Consider the following 16,966-nt stretch of genomic DNA (forward strand, 5'->3'; position numbering starts at 1 on the left):
ACTGGCGGTAAATAATATATAAGTAAATTAATAAAGCATAACATATGAGTATTCATTAGTGCGGGGGTGCTATGAGTAGCGGATCGATTGCATTCGATCTGGAGATATGCAGTGCCATATCAGCCAGATTGGAACAATGTGGCGTGTCTAGAGATGCGTTGTTGGCGGCCTATAGTACGGCCACTCACCATGGAACATCTTATTGCGTGGAATTGGTTCAGCGAGGTGCCGTCGCAGAACCCATCATTTATGAAGCTATTGCCGATCTTCTCGGACTGGAATTCACAAACGAGGCCTTACCGTCTCGCATTTTCGTTTCGGGCGAAGAGAAACCGTCGGCTTTCGTTGAGGTCGGGCAGGTTATAGTGCTCGGTGCAGACGGAGGTAGCTACCTCTACATTGCGCCATCGGAAAGCCGTATCAGAACGCTTCGAGATCATATTCTTGCGTCACCGCAGTTGAAGAACCGGATACGTATCTGCACGCCGACACTTTTGAAACAGATCATGCGGCAACGACATCAGAAGGATCTGATAGCAAGGGCCCATGAAATGACGCCGCAGTCACTTTCGGCTGCACGCGTTCTGGATACGCCGCAGGCATTTATCATTGCCATGGCACTCTATGCGGTCTTCGCCTGCATGTACAATTGGCCGGGGATCACTCTTCTGGTGCTCCACGTTGCGCTGTCGGTATTCTTCTTCGGTTGCGTGATGATCCGTTTGTTCGCGGCTGTTGCCGGGCAACGATTGAAGTTCCTTGAGATCAGGAAATCCAAGCCACGCGATTTACCGAACTATTCTGTTCTGGTTCCACTCTATCGCGAGCAGGACGTGGTTGGTCAGCTCATCTCGAGCCTGAAGCGATTGAACTGGCCAGCCAGTAAACTCGACATCAAGCTTGTCTGCGAAAAGGACGACTTCGATACAATATCGGCGATACGTCGTGAGCAGCTTCCATTAAATTTTGAATTGGTCCTGGTGCCGTCCGGTGGCCCAAAGACGAAGCCAAAGGCGCTCAATTACGCATTGCAGTTTGCGCGCGGCGAGATTGTTGCGGTCTTCGATGCGGAGGATCGTCCGCACCCCGATCAGTTGCTTGAGGCGTGGCAGACTTTTCAGGCGGAGGGCGACAAGCTGGCCTGTGTGCAGGCGCCCCTCATTATCGGAAATTTCCGTCATAATTTGCTGACGCGAATGTTTGCCTTTGAATATGCCGCACTTTTCCGCGGGCTCTTGCCGTGGCTTGCGTCTCGTGGGCTTGTCATTCCGCTCGGCGGTACATCCAATCATTTCCGCCGATCTTGCCTGGAACAAGTTGGCGGCTGGGATGCCTATAATGTCACGGAAGACGCCGATCTCGGTGTGCGGCTCGCTCGATTTGGCTATCGCATTGGCGTCATCACGCGTGGAACTATTGAGGATGCACCCGTGAACTATGATGTCTGGCGCAAGCAGCGAACACGCTGGCTCAAAGGCTGGATGCAGACATGGCTCGTTCACGGACGCCAGCCGCATAACACTTGGCGCGAGCTCGGCTGGTTCAGATTTTCCGTCAATCAGATCTACACATTAGGCATAATCAGTTCGGCGCTTCTACACCCGCTCATGCTGGCCATGTTCGCAATCTTGCTGACCAGCATGTTGTTCGGCCCCCTAACGACACATGGTATCTGGTTGTTGGGGATCGATGTGACGAACATATTGCTGGCTTATCTGAGCTTTTATCTTCTGGGCGCGAGAACGATGGAGCCAACGGAGTTGGGAGGTTATGCATACCTGTTCTCAATCCCGATATACTGGGTGTTGATTTCGATCTCGGCCTGGCGCGCACTATGGCAGCTGGTGCGTGTGCCTCATCTGTGGGAAAAGACGCCGCACCAGCCAAGTTTGTTTTACATTTCCGGGAATGACGAGGTGAGAAATGTAGAACCACGCCCGATGATCGATTGATCCTCGGCCCCGATTGCCTGTAGGTCTCGGCCTTCATAGGGCAATGTCAAAAGGATGCGCCGGATTGCAGCCAGTCTGGCGCGCCTCTTGTCATTGGAGCGAATGATCGTCCAGGGTGAGTAGCCCGTATCGGTCCTCTCGAGCATAGTGTGCAAGGCGTCGGAATAATCATTCCAGCGGGAAATGCCTGCCACATCCATCGGTGAGAATTTCCAGTTCTTGAGCAAGCTATGGCGACGCTCGTGAAAGCGCTTGAGCTGCATTTCCTGACCGATATCCAGCCAGAATTTGAAAAGGTGGATGCCATCCGTAACGATCATGCGCTCGAAATCTGGTGTTTCGGTCAGGAACGTTTCAAGCTGCGTCGGAGTGCAGAAACCCATCACCCGTTCCACGCCAGCACGGTTGTACCATGAGCGGTCGAAGGTAACGAACTCACCGGCTGTTGGAAAATGCGCGACATAACGCTGGAAGTACCATTGCCCCTGTTCAGTTTCGGTTGGCTTCGGCAAGGCGACATTGCGTGCGGTTCTGGGATTCATGAACTCGCGGATTGTAAAAATGGTGCCGCCCTTGCCAGCGGCGTCCCGGCCCTCGAAAACGCTGATGACGCGTCCGCCCGTGTCTTGAAGCCAATATTGCAGTTTGACGAGTTCAATCTGAAGCCGCTCCAGCGTTTCTTCATATTCGTCCGACTTCATCTTGGAGGGATAGGGGTATCCGCCTGATTGCAATGCGTTGTCATCGATCCATTTCGGCAGCTTCGGATCGTTTATGTCAAACGACCGCGCCTCACCTCCAATTTTCAGCTTGATTGGCTTGTCGCTTGATTTTGCCTCGTCTTTTTTGTCTTTCTTTTTGTTAGCTGTCTTCGAACTGTCACCCACGGCAATTCCCTTTCGTTTATATCAAAGCATGATATGGGCTGTTTGGAAGCCGCGTAAAGGACGTTCGAACATTTCCGGTTAAAGTCGATGCCACAACCGCAGAAGGAAGCAGCATGAGCGAGGCAGGCAACCATACCGATCCAGAACGACCGGCTGAGAAGTCGATTTTTGAACCGCTTCTCCGGGTCAAGGGCATTTTGATTGCCAGCATGGTTCTTGCCGTCTGCGTGCTGGCTCTTGATCTTCCGTTCTGGTTTCGCGCTGGTCTGTTGGCCGTTGTCGTGCTCGGCGCGGTCTGGCTCGCAAGCGAAGTTGCAAGCACAGAACCAGACGACGTGCCAGTAAAGAATATAGTGCCTAACGAAATGGCGGGCGTGTCCGGCGAGCGTCTGGCCGATCTCCTGACCGACCCGATGGTCGTCTTCGATCACAGCGGCACCGTGTTGTTCACCAATTCTGCGGCCATCGAAGCATTCCAGTCATTGGAAACCGGCACAGCGCTCTATCTGCGGTTTCGTGCGCCGGAAATGCACGCGCTTATTCAAGGCGTGATCGCAGATGGCGAAGCGCGAAGCATTGAGTATTTTGAGCGCGTCCCGATTGATCGCTGGTTCAAGGCAATGGTCAAGGCTTTGCCGGGCAAGGATGGAAGACCTGAGCTTTTTGTTCTGCTGTTTCGCGACCAAAGCGAGACGCGTCGCATTGATCGTATGCGTTCGGACTTCATCGCAAATGCGAGCCACGAACTGCGCACGCCGCTGGCCTCGCTACGCGGGTTCATCGAGACGTTGCAAGGGCCCGCTCGAAATGACACGGCTGCTCGCGACCGCTTTCTGGATATCATGCAGAAGCAGGCCGAACGCATGTCGCGCCTGATCGACGATCTTTTGTCCTTGTCGCGTCTCGAAATGCGGGCGCATCTGACGGTCAATGAATGTGTCGATATGACCTCCATTCTCAATCATGTTGCCGATACGCTGACGCCGTTAGCGGCTGGTCTGGATATCAGTATCGAGCGTCAATTGCCGGATCATTCCGTGAATGTTACAGGCGCACGTGACGAACTCATTCAAGTGTTCCAGAATCTCGTTGAAAATGCTTGCAAATATGGGCAGGCGGGCAAACGTGTCATCGTAAAGCTCGATGAAGACGATAGTGGCAGTTCGCCGGAAGTCGTTGCATCCGTTCAGGATTTTGGCCCGGGTATCGCCGCTGAACATTTGCCACGTCTGACGGAACGTTTCTACCGGATCGACGTGGAGACAAGCCGGGCTCAAAAGGGTACGGGCCTTGGGCTTGCGATCGTCAAACATATCCTCGCGCGCCATCGCGGTCGGCTGGTTGTTCGCTCACAATTGGGCGAAGGATCGACCTTTACGGTGCGCCTGCCAAAGCGAGCGGCGTAAGCTTTATCGAAATTTGCGTAGCAACCGCCATTTCAGTGGACGCAGTTTTTTATAGAACGGCGTCGCGCGCATTCTTTCCAGCGCATGGGCGAGGATAAGAGATATGCGTCCTCGAAGTGTGAGCGGGCGAATATAGTCGCGCAAGAACGTTGTCTGGTCGCAGAGCTCGGTTTTCCAAGGCTCGTCGCCGTAGCCAAGATCGAAACAGCTGTAATCCTGCGCCTTCAGTTCTGATAACAGGCGCAACATCAGTAGTTTCCCCGGCGAGAACCTGCCCCAGTCACCGTTTTCGAACGTTGTAATCATCGCACAATAGTGGCCCTTACGGACGATGCTCCACATCGTGGCCAATATTGTTTCACCAACTTTCAGCGCCGAAAGATGCAAGGCATCACGCTGGGCAAGCTCCTTCGTCGCCGCTTCGAAAAAACGACGCTTTTCGGGATGGGCATCGAAACCAGGAACCATGGTTTCTTCAAAACGTCGCTGTTTCTGGCGCAACATGACGTTCAGAACCAATTGTCTTTCATCTGCGTTCTGCGCGATAAAAAACTGGTATCCTTCCATCCGCCGAAGCGCTCGGTCGTGTTTCTTTAAATTGCCGATACTTCGTATGGAGCGTTCTATCTCGTCCAGGGGACGTGTCAGGGAGATGGCATGTGCGGATGCGCCTGAAGGCAGGTTTGTCACCAGCCATAGATGATTTGCAGAGCCTTCAATGCGCTCCGGCATTTTGCAGAGCGCAATGACATCATGCGAGGGGACTGCTGCGATAACAGCGTTGAGGATAAGTGCTGCCGTTTCGTGTGAAAGCTTCGCTGCTGCTGGAAACACGATGGGCGCGTTATAATCGCTCACGCCGTCATCGATGAATAAAAGCACCCTGGAACCGTTGATACGTGTAACAGAAAGCGGCAGAAAGAGAAGTGGAGTGCCATCGGACTGGCGAACCTCAGTCAGGCATAGCTGCACTCCGGGTTTCTGCCCGTAGGTTGTTTCCCAAGCTTTCAGGAATGATTTGGACTGAAAGACAAAGAATGCGGCGCCGGTTCTGTCATCGGCATCTGGCCAGTCGGCGGATAGCTGTTCCGTACTGCTAAAAACTCGAATGTCAAAATTATTGGTCAGCATAAAAGTCTTTCAGAAACCCCCAGTTTGGGAAATTTCAATTATGTAAGTGCACCGAATCTCATTTTATAGTTGAAGTGTTTAGTAGATTTGAAACCTAAGGAAACTATGAAATGCTAGTGGTCTGATTCCGACATTTGCGTCCCTCTGATACAGGCGCCGAGCAAATGTCGAAATCGCAAAGACCACTAGTAACTTTATGTATCTAGTGGATTTTGCGAATTTGACGTTTGAAACAGTGCTCATTCAGTCGGGATTCGAACGTCAAATTCAATCCACTAGCTTGACTAACTTCTGCCAATTGATCGCTTCGCATGTGCTTTCTCGCAAATAGGGCAACGATGTCTGTTTCGATTATCATCAAGACTTTGAACGAGGAAAAGCGTATCGCCGAGGCTGTGGAGAGCGCCTTGAGGGCTTTGCCTGGCGGAAAGGTGGAAGTTATCGTAGCGGATAGCGGGTCTAAAGATCGCACGATAGAAATCGCGCGAACCTATCCGATCAAGGTCGTGCAGATCGAGCCCCCCGCGCAAGCCAGCTGCGGTCTCGGCCCGCAACTGGGCTTTCAGTATTCAACACAGCCCTATATCTGTCTGATCGATGGCGACATGATAATCGAGCCGGATTTTTTGCCGGCAGCGCTCGATTATCTCGACAAGCACCCGGATGTCGGTGGCGTGACTGGTCATGTCGTGGACCAGATTCTGGAAAGCCTGGAGTTCCAGCGTCGTGCGAAGCGGCATTCGCCGGAAGCGCGAACAGGTGATATCGACCGCATGAATGGCGGCGGACTTTACAGGCGCAGCGCGATTGAGCAGGCGGGATATTTTTCAGACCGCAATCTTCATGGCCATGAAGAGTTTGATGCGGGTGTCCGCCTGCGCAGCAATGGCTGGAAGCTCTATCGCCTGGATCGGCCTTTTGTGCAGCATTTTGGCTATACGATGAACGCCTACAAGCTTCTGGTTCGCCGCTGGAAAAGCAAATATCTGCGTGGAACCGGTGAGGTGTTGCGCGCTGCGATAGGGCAACCGCATCAGAAAAATCTGTTCCGTGAACTGCCGGAACTACGGCTTTGGGGTGCAGTCTATCTTTGGTGGCTGGCAATCATAGCAGCTCTTGTTTTTCTGCCGGGATGGCCGCTGGCAATTCTGACAGCCGCGGTAATTGCCGTGGTTCCATTTGTGGCAATGTCGGTCCGGTCGCGTAGTATAGAGCTTGGTGTCTATGCGGTGGTGGCATGGATATTCCACGCAGCAGCCCTACCGCTCGGCTTTTTTCAGCCGCGCCGCAAGCCTACAGACTGGATTGAAAGCAAGGTTATAAGAGAGCCTTGATGAGAACCCCGCGACTGGCCATATCCGTTTCACTTCTGGCCCTCGCAATGTCCGGTGCCGTTGCCGAGGAATGGCTTCCGGTCAAAGAAAACAATCTCGAAATTTCCTCAGGAAGCCCACTCGATTTTTCGGGATTTCTGACAAACATCCCGATTGAAGAGAAAAATCGTTTAGTCGCGAATGCCGACGGACGTTTCGCGCAGGCAGACACGCCTGACCAGGCGATGCGACTGCAATGCGCGGCGATTGCCTGGGGACCTCCATCATCCGGCGTGGTAGATCATGCCTTCATTGATCGATATGTGCGACAGCTTCGTCTGCATGGCTACAATATAGCTCGTTTCCATTTCGTTGATGCCGATCTGATGCTTGAGCAGGCAGGCGATTTCGATTTCCGACCAGAGGCTCTCGACCGGATGCGCTACCTTATGGCGGCGCTCAAACGCGAAGGCATCTACTGGATCATTGACGGGCTTACCTCTGAAAGTGGCGCTTTGGGCGGAAAGGACATTGACCGCTGGGGTCCAGAAGGCAATCTGAAGCGCCGAACCTATGTGGACGATGCAGCATTCGATCACTGGTTGCGCTTCCAGAAAGAGGTCTACGCCACAGTCAATCCCTATACAGGCCTTGCACCTTTACAGGATCCCGCGCTCGCACTGGTCATTCCGTTCAACGAAAATGGCATCGAGTTTACAAGCTTTGTGCACGAGCACGACGACGGTACAACATTTTGGCCGGGCTATCGTCCCGCGTTCAATGCATTTCTGAAAAAGCATTATGCGGATAGTTCCACCTTGTCCCGAGCCTGGGGCGGGTTGGCACCCGATGAAAATCTGGAACAACAGACCGTCCAACTGCCCGTAAGCCGTAGTGGTGGAGGGAGACGGCTGCGAGATTTTCAGGCTTTCGTCGTTGAGAGCGAACGTTCGCTGGCGCAACGGATGGAGCAGGCGCTACGCGATCTTGGCTATCGCGGTCTCATCGCCTCCTATAACAACTTGTTCACCGTCCAAACCGCTCTTTCAAGACAAAACCAGAAAGCTGTGGTCGCCAACACCTATCAAGACTGGATCGGAACTCTCAACCCCGGAACGGAAATCAGGCATACGAGTTCGATTGGCGACACTGCTTCCTATGTCAGTGAAATCGCTGTCGGGCGCTGGCTCGGTCGACCGTTTCTTGTGACCGAATACGAGCATCTGTTCTGGAGCCGTTATCGATATGAGGCGGGTCTGGTGTTTCCAGCCTATGCCGCATTGCAGGGCTGGGACGGCATCTGCCGTCATGGGCAAGGACCGTTAACGCTTGCGTTTGATGAGGCCGCCCCATTCCGTCAGCGTATCGTTCCCTACACTTTTGCCGTCGATCCTGTAGCGCGTGCAGGCGAAACGCTGGCATCACTTCTGTTTCGTCGCGGTGACGTAGAAACTGCAGATTTCAATCTACCATTCATGATGCAAGGCAAGGCGAGCCTTGGTGAATCGCTTGAGTTTCGAGAACCGGCCCGGCTCAAGCCATTAGCACTTGTCGGCGGGGTTGGTCTTGCCACGAAAGAACTGGCTTGGCCGCAAGGCTTGCAAAAAAAAGTCGCGGTCGATTATCGAAATGTATCACTCGATAACGTGTTGCAACGTCTGAAAGCGGCAGGACTTCTTGCAGATGACAACATAACCAACCCTTCGCAGGGCTTGTTTGAAAGTACTACGGGTCAAATCCGGCTCGACCGCAACAAGCCGCGGATGCAGGTCGTTACGCCGAAGACCGAGGCCGTTGCTTTTGCCGAACTGAAAGATCACCTGACTTTGAATGAGCTGTCCCTCGGCAATGCCGAGGAGCGGGGGCTGTTCGCTGTTTCGGCAATAGACGAGAAACTGCTGAAGGATAGCGAAAAGCTGCTGATAATTTTCGCGAGCGACGCTCGCAATAGCGATATGCGTTTCCGCGACAAGGCAGAGAAAATCATAGAGGATTGGGGGCGACTGCCGGTCACTTTGCTACGCAATCGAGTGGACGTAAATCTGGCACAAGACACGGTTTCGTGGACAATTTCGCCGGTCGGTCTTGATGGAAAGATTCATGAAAAGATTGCTGCCGGGTCTGGCCCCATTGCTTTCCGGCTGGATAATGGAGCTGGCAAAGCGGGGCCGACGACGTTCTTCCTTCTTGAACGGAAACTTGCAGCTCAATAGAAGTCCGTGGACAGTCTGCTCCAGCTTTCGCCGGCAAGCCCGCCAATAAAGATATCATTACGCTGAACGGCGTTCAGCATATCAGCATTTGCTGTGGCCACACAGACATTGGCTTTCAAGCGAAAGAACATGATCGACTGCTGTGAAAGTGCGTTGAGAAAACGCGGGTCAACTCTGCCTTGTGCTGCGATATGCCCCTCATCCTGCAGATGGAGTAGCATCGCATCGACGGCATGTTTTTCCATTCCGGCTTTTGCGAGGATGTTCAGAACTTCGGCAATGCCATTGGAGCGGACGTAATAACAAAAAAAGCCGCTTGGACTGCCGGTGCGGTCGTTGATCGCACAGAACCGCAAGGTACCGGCAGCCAGATTGTCTGACGCCATCAGGAACAGCCAGTTGATGTCGCTTTCTGTCCAATCTGGATGGGCCGAATAGTTTTGCAGGTAACCGGGAACCAGAGATATGGCTTCTTCTTGCGCAATTTCCGTCACATTCGCCCGGGGCTTGGCGGCCCTCGTGATCGCAGGAATGGGGAAAAGCGGGTTGAGCATTTTGCCCACTGAACTGGTAGCCCATCCGCCGAGGATCGGACGCCGTTCGGCAACGTAACTGGCCACATAGCTGGCAGCTTGGAATACGCGTGTCCATCCAAGCCCATGTGTGCTGAGTGTGATTCCCCCGATCGCTTCGGAATGTTTGAGGCTTACCGGCGCTGCACTGTCGGTGAAGTTGAGTATCTTTTCCCTTGGACGCAAAGTGAGTGTCAGTTCGGCGGCACCGCGCGGCGACATTTCCGGCTTCATCATGAAAGCGCAAAGCAATCGCCCCATGATCGATTGGCCATTGACCCTATACGGAATGGGCAGGACCGAGATCGCACTATCGATCTCACCGTGTTCGTCCTCATGAATCACGCTGCCAATCGCAGGGTCGTAGTAGGGGTTTTCAAAAAAGAACTTCTGAAAATACTGATCGAAAGTCTTGTCGCATGACTTTGAGTGTGGACGAAAAACTCGCTGGAACAGCGTGCGGACCGCAGGAATATCATCAATATGCATCGCGCGAACACGTCGCGACTTGATATCACTTGCTGGTGTAGAGATATGCGTCATCTAAGCCCCCGCTTGCTTGAAACCGCCTTTTTTCTCTTCTGCGTCACGACTCCGGCGAACGAGGTAGATAACGCATCCCCATGATGCCAACACGATACTGATTTCAATTACGTAAATGGCTGCGAAAGTTCCTGTAATAGGTGCGTACCAGGTGGCCAGCGCCAGAAGCGGTGCGCCTAGAATATTGCCTGTGTTCAGGACCGCCGTGCGATAGCTGTGTTGGCTCGCAGCCCCCAGAAGATCGACCGCTATCGACCACAGTGCAACAAACACGGTAATCCAGCAAAGCGTTCGGCAGAAGGAAACCAGCGTGTCATATTCACTGCCGAACAGATAGGGTAAATACGGCGCAATGATAAAGACGGCGAGCGAGGTGAATATGCCTATGGCGAATGCAGCGCCGAGCAGACGCATTGTGATCGGTAGAGCATGATGGATGCCGTTTGCGCTGGCACGAGCCAGATGCGGGTAGACGAGACGGTTCATCGCCTCGACAGTCAATGTGCTGCTGTCGATGATGCGGCGCGTAACACCGTAGCTGCCGACAACGCTTGGCGGCATCAATGTCCCGAGCAGCAGAAGGTCGGCATTCTGGCGCACTGCCTTGAAGATGAATTGCGATGCGAACATCACGCCAAGCCGCAGTTCGTCGCGCACGATTGTATATTGTGGCCGACCGAGCCTACGCAGAAACAAGGCATAAACCACGGCAACCAATACATGGACACCGAACTGCCAATAGGCCCATCCGACAACAGTGGAGACACCGAATACAAGGCACGCGATGGCAGCGGCAATGGTGCGCGCAATAGCAAACCCGACCACGGAAAGATTGGCGGATATGAAGTCGGTATGTGCGATGTAAATCTGCTCGACCAGCAGGATTAGGCGCACCAGTACAATATTCGTGACAAGCAGCAGGAACAGCCCAACCAGATTTCCGGAAAATTCAGGAGTGCTGCTCAGCCAGAACGGCAAAATCAGCAGTCCAGCGGCGACGAGGATGACGCCGGTTATTGCGATCAAAATGAGATTGTGACCGAGCATTGCCGGATAAATCGCCCGATCCTGCGCCACACGACGGACGAGACATTCCGCTCCGCCAAGGCCGCAGATGAAGGTGGCGATGCTGGTTACCGCCATGACAGTCACGAACAGACCAAACTCGTGAGAGCCGAGATAGCGCGCCAGAATAGCGAATGTAAAAAGCTGCGCGATGTTTGCCGCAAAGAGGCTGCCGCTAGAAGCTGCGTAGGACAGTAATGTCGACCAATGGCGTTTCAAGTTTCCATACCGAATTTTCGGGCTGCTCGGGCCCAGCGTGCTTCTGGGAGGATGAAAGACGCTTGGAATTTCAAGAGAATGTTATGGCAGAGAACCGGATTATTTTCCGTAAAGTTTCCGGTGGTGAGGCACATGCTTCATTTCCTCTTAATCCCGAAGAACATGAGGTGCCAAGCATGTTGCGTGAAATTTATCAGAAACTGCATGAGTAAATGACCTTCATTTGCATTTTAGTGACACTCTTGCAGATGATTGCCTTTCATTAACCGAATTTTTTAATCTTTAAGTCTAAGGAAAACAGTAGCGCCATGTTTGCGCTATCGAGTGAACTTTAGGGGCGACTAATGTACACCTTGCGCGACCTCGCTTCGAAGGCACGGGTAACGGAGACCGCCAGTGAAAATCTGGTTCCTGTCGACGACCGGCTGCGTGCCGTTCGCAGCGAAACGCATATCGTCTACGAAGAAGAAAAGATCACTGAGACAAGCGCCACCGCAAACAAGGGGCTGATGCTGCCTGAACTTGACCTGTTCGAGGCGCTTGCCTGGATGCGCACGCGTTGGATTTTGATCGCAGCGCTGGCGATAATCGGCGGTTTGGCGGGGCTTGCTTACGGCATGACGGCAAAGCCACGCTATACAGCCTATACCGATTTGCTGGTTCCACCATCCGGGCTTCAATTGCTGCCCAACGATGTCTATGCCCAGAGCCTTCAGGCCGACAGCCAGATTCTCGACATTGAAAGCAAGATGCGCATCCTGACCTCCGGCAACGTCCTGCGACGGGTTGTGACGGATTTGAAGCTGAATGAGGATGAGGAGTTTGTTCCCCCGCCGCCGGCTTTTGATCTTCGGGCCATGTTGGGGCTCAGCAAACCGGTGGGGCCGAAAGACGATACGCTGACTGCGGTTCGCGCATTGTCGCAGCGAATTACGGTTGCGCGTCCTGAACGATCATATCTGGTTACGATTGCGGTCTGGACCGATAATCCCGAGAAATCGGTAAAAGTAGCAGATTCTCTGGCCAATGCCTTTCAGGAAGAAATTGCACAGGCGGATGCCGACGGTGCAGGACGCGCTGCTTCGGCTCTGTCCGAACGTTTGGCCTCGTTGCAGAAGGCTGCAACTGAAGCGGAAGAAAAGGTTGCTGCGTTCCGCAGGGCACATGGTCTGCAGACCGCGGGTGGCGAACTCGTCAGCACCCAGTCGATGACGCAGATCAATTCCAAACTGGTCGATGCCAAGGCGCGGCTTGCCGAGGCAAGCACGCGTTATGAAGAACTGACGAGGGACACAGGCAGTACCGTCAGTCCGGCAAGTACTTTACAGTCGTCCACGATGACGAATTTGCGTGGACAATATGCATCGCTGAAGCAGCGCTACGATGCTCTGGCCATGACCTACGGGCCGCGTTATCCGGAACTGATAAATACGGAACGCCAGCTTGCCGGTCTGGAACAGCAGATGGCGCAGGAGCGGGCACGTATCCTGCAATCGGCCAAGGTTGATCTCGATCAGGCAAATGCTGTCGTTGCGGCTCTGAATGCGCAGGCAGCTTCCGCACGTTCCGCTGTCGCACTCGACAATGATGCGCAAGTTCAGCTTTCGGACCTTGAACGTGACATGGCAGCCAAAGTAGCGATCTACAACACATTCCTGACCCGCTCTTCGGAGACCAGTCAGCGCCAGCAGCTCGATGCCACCAACATTCGGATCATTTCGACGGCCATTCCTCCGATTGGTCGAAGCTGGCCACCCAAGACCGTGGTGTTGGGGGCTGCGGGCGGCATTGCCGGGATGGGGCTTGGTGTCGTTCTCGTACTCGGTTTGGGCTATCTTGGCGCATGGCGCAGAAATCGCGAAAATCTAGCCTGACTTGACCGCACTTATCGGTTCATTAGAGCGCCGATCTGATCGAATCAGATCGGCGCTCTGACTGTTTGTTTTGACGCGCATCTTGTTCCGAAAACCGTTTCACACTTTTCGGGATGCGCTCTAATGTGAGGAGATATAGTCGCCAGCCGTCGGGCGTGCGATTTTTCTGTATGTTCTCATTCATCTGGATAAGCCCAAGTCTCTATCCAGATATTGACGTTGTCACCGGCGCGATTCATCGGAGTACTGATGCCTTAGAGCCCATATTGGCCGGTGCGGGGCATAGTTATTGCGCACACCGAAACGTCGCGGCCTTCAATCCGCATAATTCTTTTTTGAATATGATGATCAATGCTGGTGTTATCGGTTTAATTCTGACACTTATCTGGGTAACGGCCTTTCCGCATCGATATATTAAGGAAGCGGAAAGCACAGATGACGACCCTATATTAACGCTCCTTCATATTCGCCTTTGGCTTTACGGATTATACATGTCTTGTATGAAAAATACGTTCTTCCAGAATGGTGGGGCATTGTGGTTTTGTATAATGATTGCTGTCTTCGGAACGCGCTTGCAGGCAAAGGCAAGTCTTGACTGAAGCGGCATTTGGGGGAGTTGGGGCACTGGTGGAAATGGATAGTCTCGAGAGGGCACGCAGTCGTCTGGAATGGTATGCCATTCGGCTGAACGATAGTATCAGTCGTCGGTTTCCGCTGCGCCCGTTCTGCCTGCCGAAGAACGAGCGGATCATCACTTTCACATTCGATGATGTGCCTGATACGGCGGAAAGCGCCGGGGCTACTATTCTCGACAAGTACGGGGTCCATGGCACTTTCTATATTGCCGGGAATATGGTTGGCACGAAAGAAGCCAAAAGGAACCTGATCACGCAGGAGGGGTGCAGGAAGCTGGTCGAGCGTGGGCACGAATTAGGGTGCCATACCTATAACCATCTCAAAGTTCCTTACTTCGGCGCTCAGGAAATAGTGTCCGACCTTGATCGCAATACTGCCTATCTCGATGCATTCGAGCCAGATCGTGAGGAACCGCGCAATTTCGCCTATCCATATTGCGCATCTTCCATGATGTCGCGTCGGCTTTTTGCTGATCGTTTCGCAACATGTCGCGGCGGTGGCAATCGCATCAATCGCGGCATGATCGACCTTGCCTTTTTGCAGGCCGTTGAAATCAGGCAGCCGGATGACAATGCTGCGCGCCAGACCCGCTGGATCGATGATCTGAATGGCAATCCCGGCTGGCTCGTTTTCTACACCCACGATGTTAGCGATACGCCGACCGAATTCGGGTGCAAGCCTGAGACATTTGAACGCCTCGTATCTCACGCGGTGAGAAGTAGAGCGACTGTTCTTTCTGTTCGCGAGGCCGTGGCGCGCCTTGGCGCGCAACGAGGTGCTGCTTGACGCATGTAAATGATAAAGAACATCGCCTGCTGGCGATCAACAACTACTTTTATCGGCGCGGTGGCGCCGAAACCGTTTTTCTCGACCATATAAAACTGTTTTCTGAGATCGGCTGGCAAACAGCCCCTTTCGCGATGCAGCATCCAGATAATTTTGCATCCGACTGGTCTTCCTATTTCGTTTCGGAAATTGAGTATGGCCGGGAAAGCAGCCCGCTCACCAAAGTCGTGCAGGCGGGCAAGATCATCTATTCATGGGAAGCGCGCGACCGGATTAAAGCGTTGATCGAACGCTTTCGCCCGAATGTGGCGCATGCACACAATATCTATCATCATTTGTCGCCGTCGATTTTTCCGGTACTGAAGCAAGCTGGTGTGCCGACGGTTATGACGGCGCATGATCTGAAACTGGCATGTCCGGCCTATAAGATGTTGTCACATAACCAGATCTGTGAACGTTGCAAGGGCGGGCGCATCTACAATGTGGCGCTTCACAAATGCATCAAGGATTCAACCGCTCTTAGTGGACTGGTTTTGGTTGAAACCGCAATCCATCGCATGCTCGGCCTTTACCGCAATACACTTGACCGCATCGTCGTGCCAAGCCGCTTTTATATAGCGAAGCTAGCCGAATGGGGCTGGCCGGAAGAGAAGCTGGTCTACATTCCCAATTTCGCCCATACCGACGATCTGAAACCCTATTCGGATGAGGGTGATTATTTCGCCTATGTCGGAAGACTGGCACCCGAAAAGGGGATCAGTACCCTCATTCGTGCAGTGGCCATTGCGGGTCAGAAACTCGTCATTGCAGGCACAGGCCCTGAAGAGCAATCATTGAAGGCACTTGCAATTGAGACGGGGAGCGACGTTACATTCGCAGGCTATGTCTCGGGCGAGCGGTTGCATCGGCTCATCGGCGAAGCGAAGGCGCTCGTTTTGCCGTCTGAATGGTATGAAAATGCCCCGATCAGCATTCTGGAAGCCTATGCACTTGGGGTGCCGGTGATCGGCGCGGACATTGGTGGAATTCCCGAAATGATTATCGAAGGCGAGACTGGAATGGTTTCGCGTGCAGGTGATGTCGATGACCTCGCCCGCGTTCTTGGCGATTTCGCGGGATTATCTCAGCAGTTCCGGCGCAAGATGGGAAATGTAGGGCGGGTCTGGGCCGGTAACGAATTCTCTCCGCAGGCATACAGAAATCGGACATTGGAACTTTATGCCGAGTTGGGGGCGCTTTGATGGTCCGAAACGACAAACGACCTCGCGTCATGATGCTTGGCCTGCGCGGAGTCCCAAACGTACAGGGCGGGGTGGAAAAACATGTCGAGGAGCTGGCTCGGCTCTACGTGACGAAAGGATGGGACGTCGAGGTCATCGGGCGCCGTCCTTATCTGGAAAAGAAACAGCCTTATGTCTGGGAAGGGGTGCAAGTTACACCGATCTGGGCTCCGACTTCCATGAAGTTCGAGGCGATTGTCCATACGGTATTGGGCGTGTTGCGGGCGGGTTTCAAACGTCCGGACGTTCTGCATATTCATGCAATCGGCCCGGCTCTCGCCGTTCCGCTGGCGCGTCTGCTGGGCTTGCGTACGGTCGTGACGCATCACGGTTTTGACTATAATCGTCAGAAGTGGGGGCGTCTGGCGCGTACGATGCTGAAGCTTGGCGAATGGTGCGGAATGCGCTTTGCAAATGCGCGTATCGCAGTGTCCAACGACATCGCGCAAACCATGCAACAGCATTACAATGTGCCGATCACTTTCATCCCGAATGGCGTCACACTTCGTCCTGCCTGCCGCGACAAGGCGTGGCTGGAGAAGCATGGCCTGTCCCCCGAGCGGTATATCGCTCTCGTCGCGCGAATTGTTCCGGAAAAACGCCAGCTTGATCTCATCGAGGCTTTCGAAAAGCTGTCCGATCCTTCTTTGAAACTGGCTCTTATCGGGTCGGCGGAATACACGGCCGAATATGCCGGAACGGTTCGCGCAAGAGCTGAAGCTGTGCCGGGTGTCGTTCTGACAGGCGCGCTTCAGGGGGAGGAACTGTCAGCCTTGTTCAGTCAGGCCTCATTGTTCGTCCTGCCATCCAGCCATGAAGGTATGCCGATCGCGCTTCTGGAGGCGATGGGGTATGGCTTGAACGTGCTCGCAAGCGATATTACCGCTAATGTTGAAGTGGGGCTTGCGAAGGAGAGTTATTTTCCGCTTGGCGATGTCGATGCATTGAAGGATGCGCTGCGGCAGAAGATCGATCTGCCGCTGACTAGCGAGCAGTCGCAGGAAATGATTGACTGGATTGCGCGCGATTATAGCTGGACCGGGATCGCCGACCGTACGCTGGACGTTTACACATCCATTTTGAAATAAA

Annotated in this window: 14 protein-coding genes; 10 read left to right on the forward strand and 4 right to left on the reverse strand. The window is 53.5% G+C overall.

The window, feature by feature from the left end; translation table 11 throughout:
* Nucleotides 1-71 precede the first annotated feature (71 nt).
* On the forward strand, nucleotides 72-1,952 hold the full coding sequence (locus F9K91_RS05365) for a glycosyltransferase family 2 protein (protein ID WP_167522180.1): 1,881 nt from the start codon (nucleotides 72-74) through the stop codon (nucleotides 1,950-1,952).
* Here the strand turns inward: F9K91_RS05365 and ppk2 are convergent.
* Complete coding sequence (gene ppk2 / locus F9K91_RS05370; protein WP_061344975.1) at nucleotides 1,895-2,839, reverse strand: polyphosphate kinase 2; 945 nt, start codon at nucleotides 2,837-2,839, stop codon at nucleotides 1,895-1,897. The two genes, F9K91_RS05365 and ppk2, sit on opposite strands and share 58 nt — an antisense overlap.
* Before the next feature lie 113 nt (nucleotides 2,840-2,952).
* Here ppk2 and F9K91_RS05375 point away from each other — a divergent pair, with 113 nt between their 5' ends.
* Nucleotides 2,953-4,245: an ATP-binding protein gene (locus F9K91_RS05375; RefSeq protein ID WP_151554369.1), complete on the forward strand. Its 1,293-nt coding sequence runs from the start codon at nucleotides 2,953-2,955 to the stop codon at nucleotides 4,243-4,245.
* A gap of 3 nt (nucleotides 4,246-4,248) precedes the next feature.
* Here the strand turns inward: F9K91_RS05375 and F9K91_RS05380 are convergent, their stop codons facing one another.
* Nucleotides 4,249-5,376: a GNAT family N-acetyltransferase gene (locus tag F9K91_RS05380; protein ID WP_151677375.1), complete on the reverse strand. Its 1,128-nt coding sequence runs from the start codon at nucleotides 5,374-5,376 to the stop codon at nucleotides 4,249-4,251.
* A gap of 338 nt (nucleotides 5,377-5,714) precedes the next feature.
* Between F9K91_RS05380 and F9K91_RS05385 the strand changes: the two genes are divergently transcribed.
* Together F9K91_RS05385 and F9K91_RS05390 are read left to right on the forward strand one after the other, a co-directional pair.
* A complete protein-coding gene (locus F9K91_RS05385) occupies nucleotides 5,715-6,710 on the forward strand; it encodes a glycosyltransferase family 2 protein (RefSeq protein ID WP_151554367.1) in 996 nt (331 codons plus the stop codon).
* On the forward strand, nucleotides 6,710-8,902 hold the full coding sequence (locus F9K91_RS05390; protein WP_151677376.1) for a glycoside hydrolase: 2,193 nt from the start codon (nucleotides 6,710-6,712) through the stop codon (nucleotides 8,900-8,902). Before F9K91_RS05385 ends, F9K91_RS05390 begins: the two co-directional genes overlap by 1 nt.
* Here the strand turns inward: F9K91_RS05390 and F9K91_RS05395 are convergent.
* Together F9K91_RS05395 and F9K91_RS05400 are read right to left on the reverse strand one after the other, a co-directional pair.
* Nucleotides 8,896-10,017 (reverse strand): hypothetical protein, encoded by a 1,122-nt coding sequence (locus F9K91_RS05395; RefSeq protein WP_151677377.1) that lies wholly within the window; start codon nucleotides 10,015-10,017, stop codon nucleotides 8,896-8,898. The two genes, F9K91_RS05390 and F9K91_RS05395, sit on opposite strands and share 7 nt — an antisense overlap.
* Nucleotides 10,018-11,301, reverse strand: coding sequence for a lipopolysaccharide biosynthesis protein (locus F9K91_RS05400; protein WP_151677378.1), 1,284 nt, complete (start codon nucleotides 11,299-11,301; stop codon nucleotides 10,018-10,020).
* Nucleotides 11,302-11,384: 83 nt separating this feature from the next.
* On the opposite strand from F9K91_RS05400, the gene F9K91_RS26570 reads away from it, so the two are divergent.
* The 6 genes from F9K91_RS26570 (at nucleotide 11,385) to F9K91_RS05425 (ending at nucleotide 16,965) form a co-directional block, all read left to right on the forward strand.
* Nucleotides 11,385-11,513: a hypothetical protein gene (locus tag F9K91_RS26570; protein WP_268878399.1), complete on the forward strand. Its 129-nt coding sequence runs from the start codon at nucleotides 11,385-11,387 to the stop codon at nucleotides 11,511-11,513.
* 132 nt (nucleotides 11,514-11,645) lie between these two features.
* Nucleotides 11,646-13,175, forward strand: a complete 1,530-nt coding sequence (locus F9K91_RS05405; protein WP_151677379.1) for a GumC family protein — start codon at nucleotides 11,646-11,648, stop codon at nucleotides 13,173-13,175.
* Between the two features lie 170 nt (nucleotides 13,176-13,345).
* Nucleotides 13,346-13,774, forward strand: coding sequence for a hypothetical protein (locus F9K91_RS05410; protein WP_235912776.1), 429 nt, complete (start codon nucleotides 13,346-13,348; stop codon nucleotides 13,772-13,774).
* Nucleotides 13,775-13,808: 34 nt separating this feature from the next.
* Complete coding sequence (locus F9K91_RS05415) at nucleotides 13,809-14,597, forward strand: polysaccharide deacetylase family protein (protein WP_235912779.1); 789 nt, start codon at nucleotides 13,809-13,811, stop codon at nucleotides 14,595-14,597.
* Nucleotides 14,594-15,838, forward strand: a complete 1,245-nt coding sequence (locus F9K91_RS05420) for a glycosyltransferase family 4 protein (RefSeq protein ID WP_151677380.1) — start codon at nucleotides 14,594-14,596, stop codon at nucleotides 15,836-15,838. Before F9K91_RS05415 ends, F9K91_RS05420 begins: the two co-directional genes overlap by 4 nt.
* A complete protein-coding gene (locus F9K91_RS05425; RefSeq protein WP_151677381.1) occupies nucleotides 15,838-16,965 on the forward strand; it encodes a glycosyltransferase family 4 protein in 1,128 nt (375 codons plus the stop codon). Before F9K91_RS05420 ends, F9K91_RS05425 begins: the two co-directional genes overlap by 1 nt.
* The last annotated feature ends 1 nt before the right edge of the window (nucleotide 16,966 follow it).

The organism is Brucella tritici (assembly GCF_008932295.1).
Classification (GTDB): Bacteria; Pseudomonadota; Alphaproteobacteria; order Rhizobiales; family Rhizobiaceae; genus Brucella; species Brucella tritici.

What these genes read in the sequence shown, in the direction of transcription:
- F9K91_RS05380 (WP_151677375.1), bottom strand. Translation starts at nt 5,376, where the DNA reads ATGCTGACCAATAATTTTGACATTCGAGTTTTTAGCAGTACGGAACAG.
- F9K91_RS05390 (WP_151677376.1), top strand. Translation starts at nt 6,710, where the DNA reads ATGAGAACCCCGCGACTGGCCATATCCGTTTCACTTCTGGCCCTCGCA.
- F9K91_RS05410 (WP_235912776.1), top strand. Translation starts at nt 13,346, where the DNA reads ATGTTCTCATTCATCTGGATAAGCCCAAGTCTCTATCCAGATATTGAC.
- F9K91_RS05375 (WP_151554369.1), top strand. Translation starts at nt 2,953, where the DNA reads ATGAGCGAGGCAGGCAACCATACCGATCCAGAACGACCGGCTGAGAAG.
- F9K91_RS05415 (WP_235912779.1), top strand. Translation starts at nt 13,809, where the DNA reads ATGGATAGTCTCGAGAGGGCACGCAGTCGTCTGGAATGGTATGCCATT.
- F9K91_RS05425 (WP_151677381.1), top strand. Translation starts at nt 15,838, where the DNA reads ATGGTCCGAAACGACAAACGACCTCGCGTCATGATGCTTGGCCTGCGC.
- F9K91_RS26570 (WP_268878399.1), top strand. Translation starts at nt 11,385, where the DNA reads ATGGCAGAGAACCGGATTATTTTCCGTAAAGTTTCCGGTGGTGAGGCA.
- F9K91_RS05385 (WP_151554367.1), top strand. Translation starts at nt 5,715, where the DNA reads ATGTCTGTTTCGATTATCATCAAGACTTTGAACGAGGAAAAGCGTATC.
- F9K91_RS05405 (WP_151677379.1), top strand. Translation starts at nt 11,646, where the DNA reads ATGTACACCTTGCGCGACCTCGCTTCGAAGGCACGGGTAACGGAGACC.
- F9K91_RS05395 (WP_151677377.1), bottom strand. Translation starts at nt 10,017, where the DNA reads ATGACGCATATCTCTACACCAGCAAGTGATATCAAGTCGCGACGTGTT.
- F9K91_RS05365 (WP_167522180.1), top strand. Translation starts at nt 72, where the DNA reads ATGAGTAGCGGATCGATTGCATTCGATCTGGAGATATGCAGTGCCATA.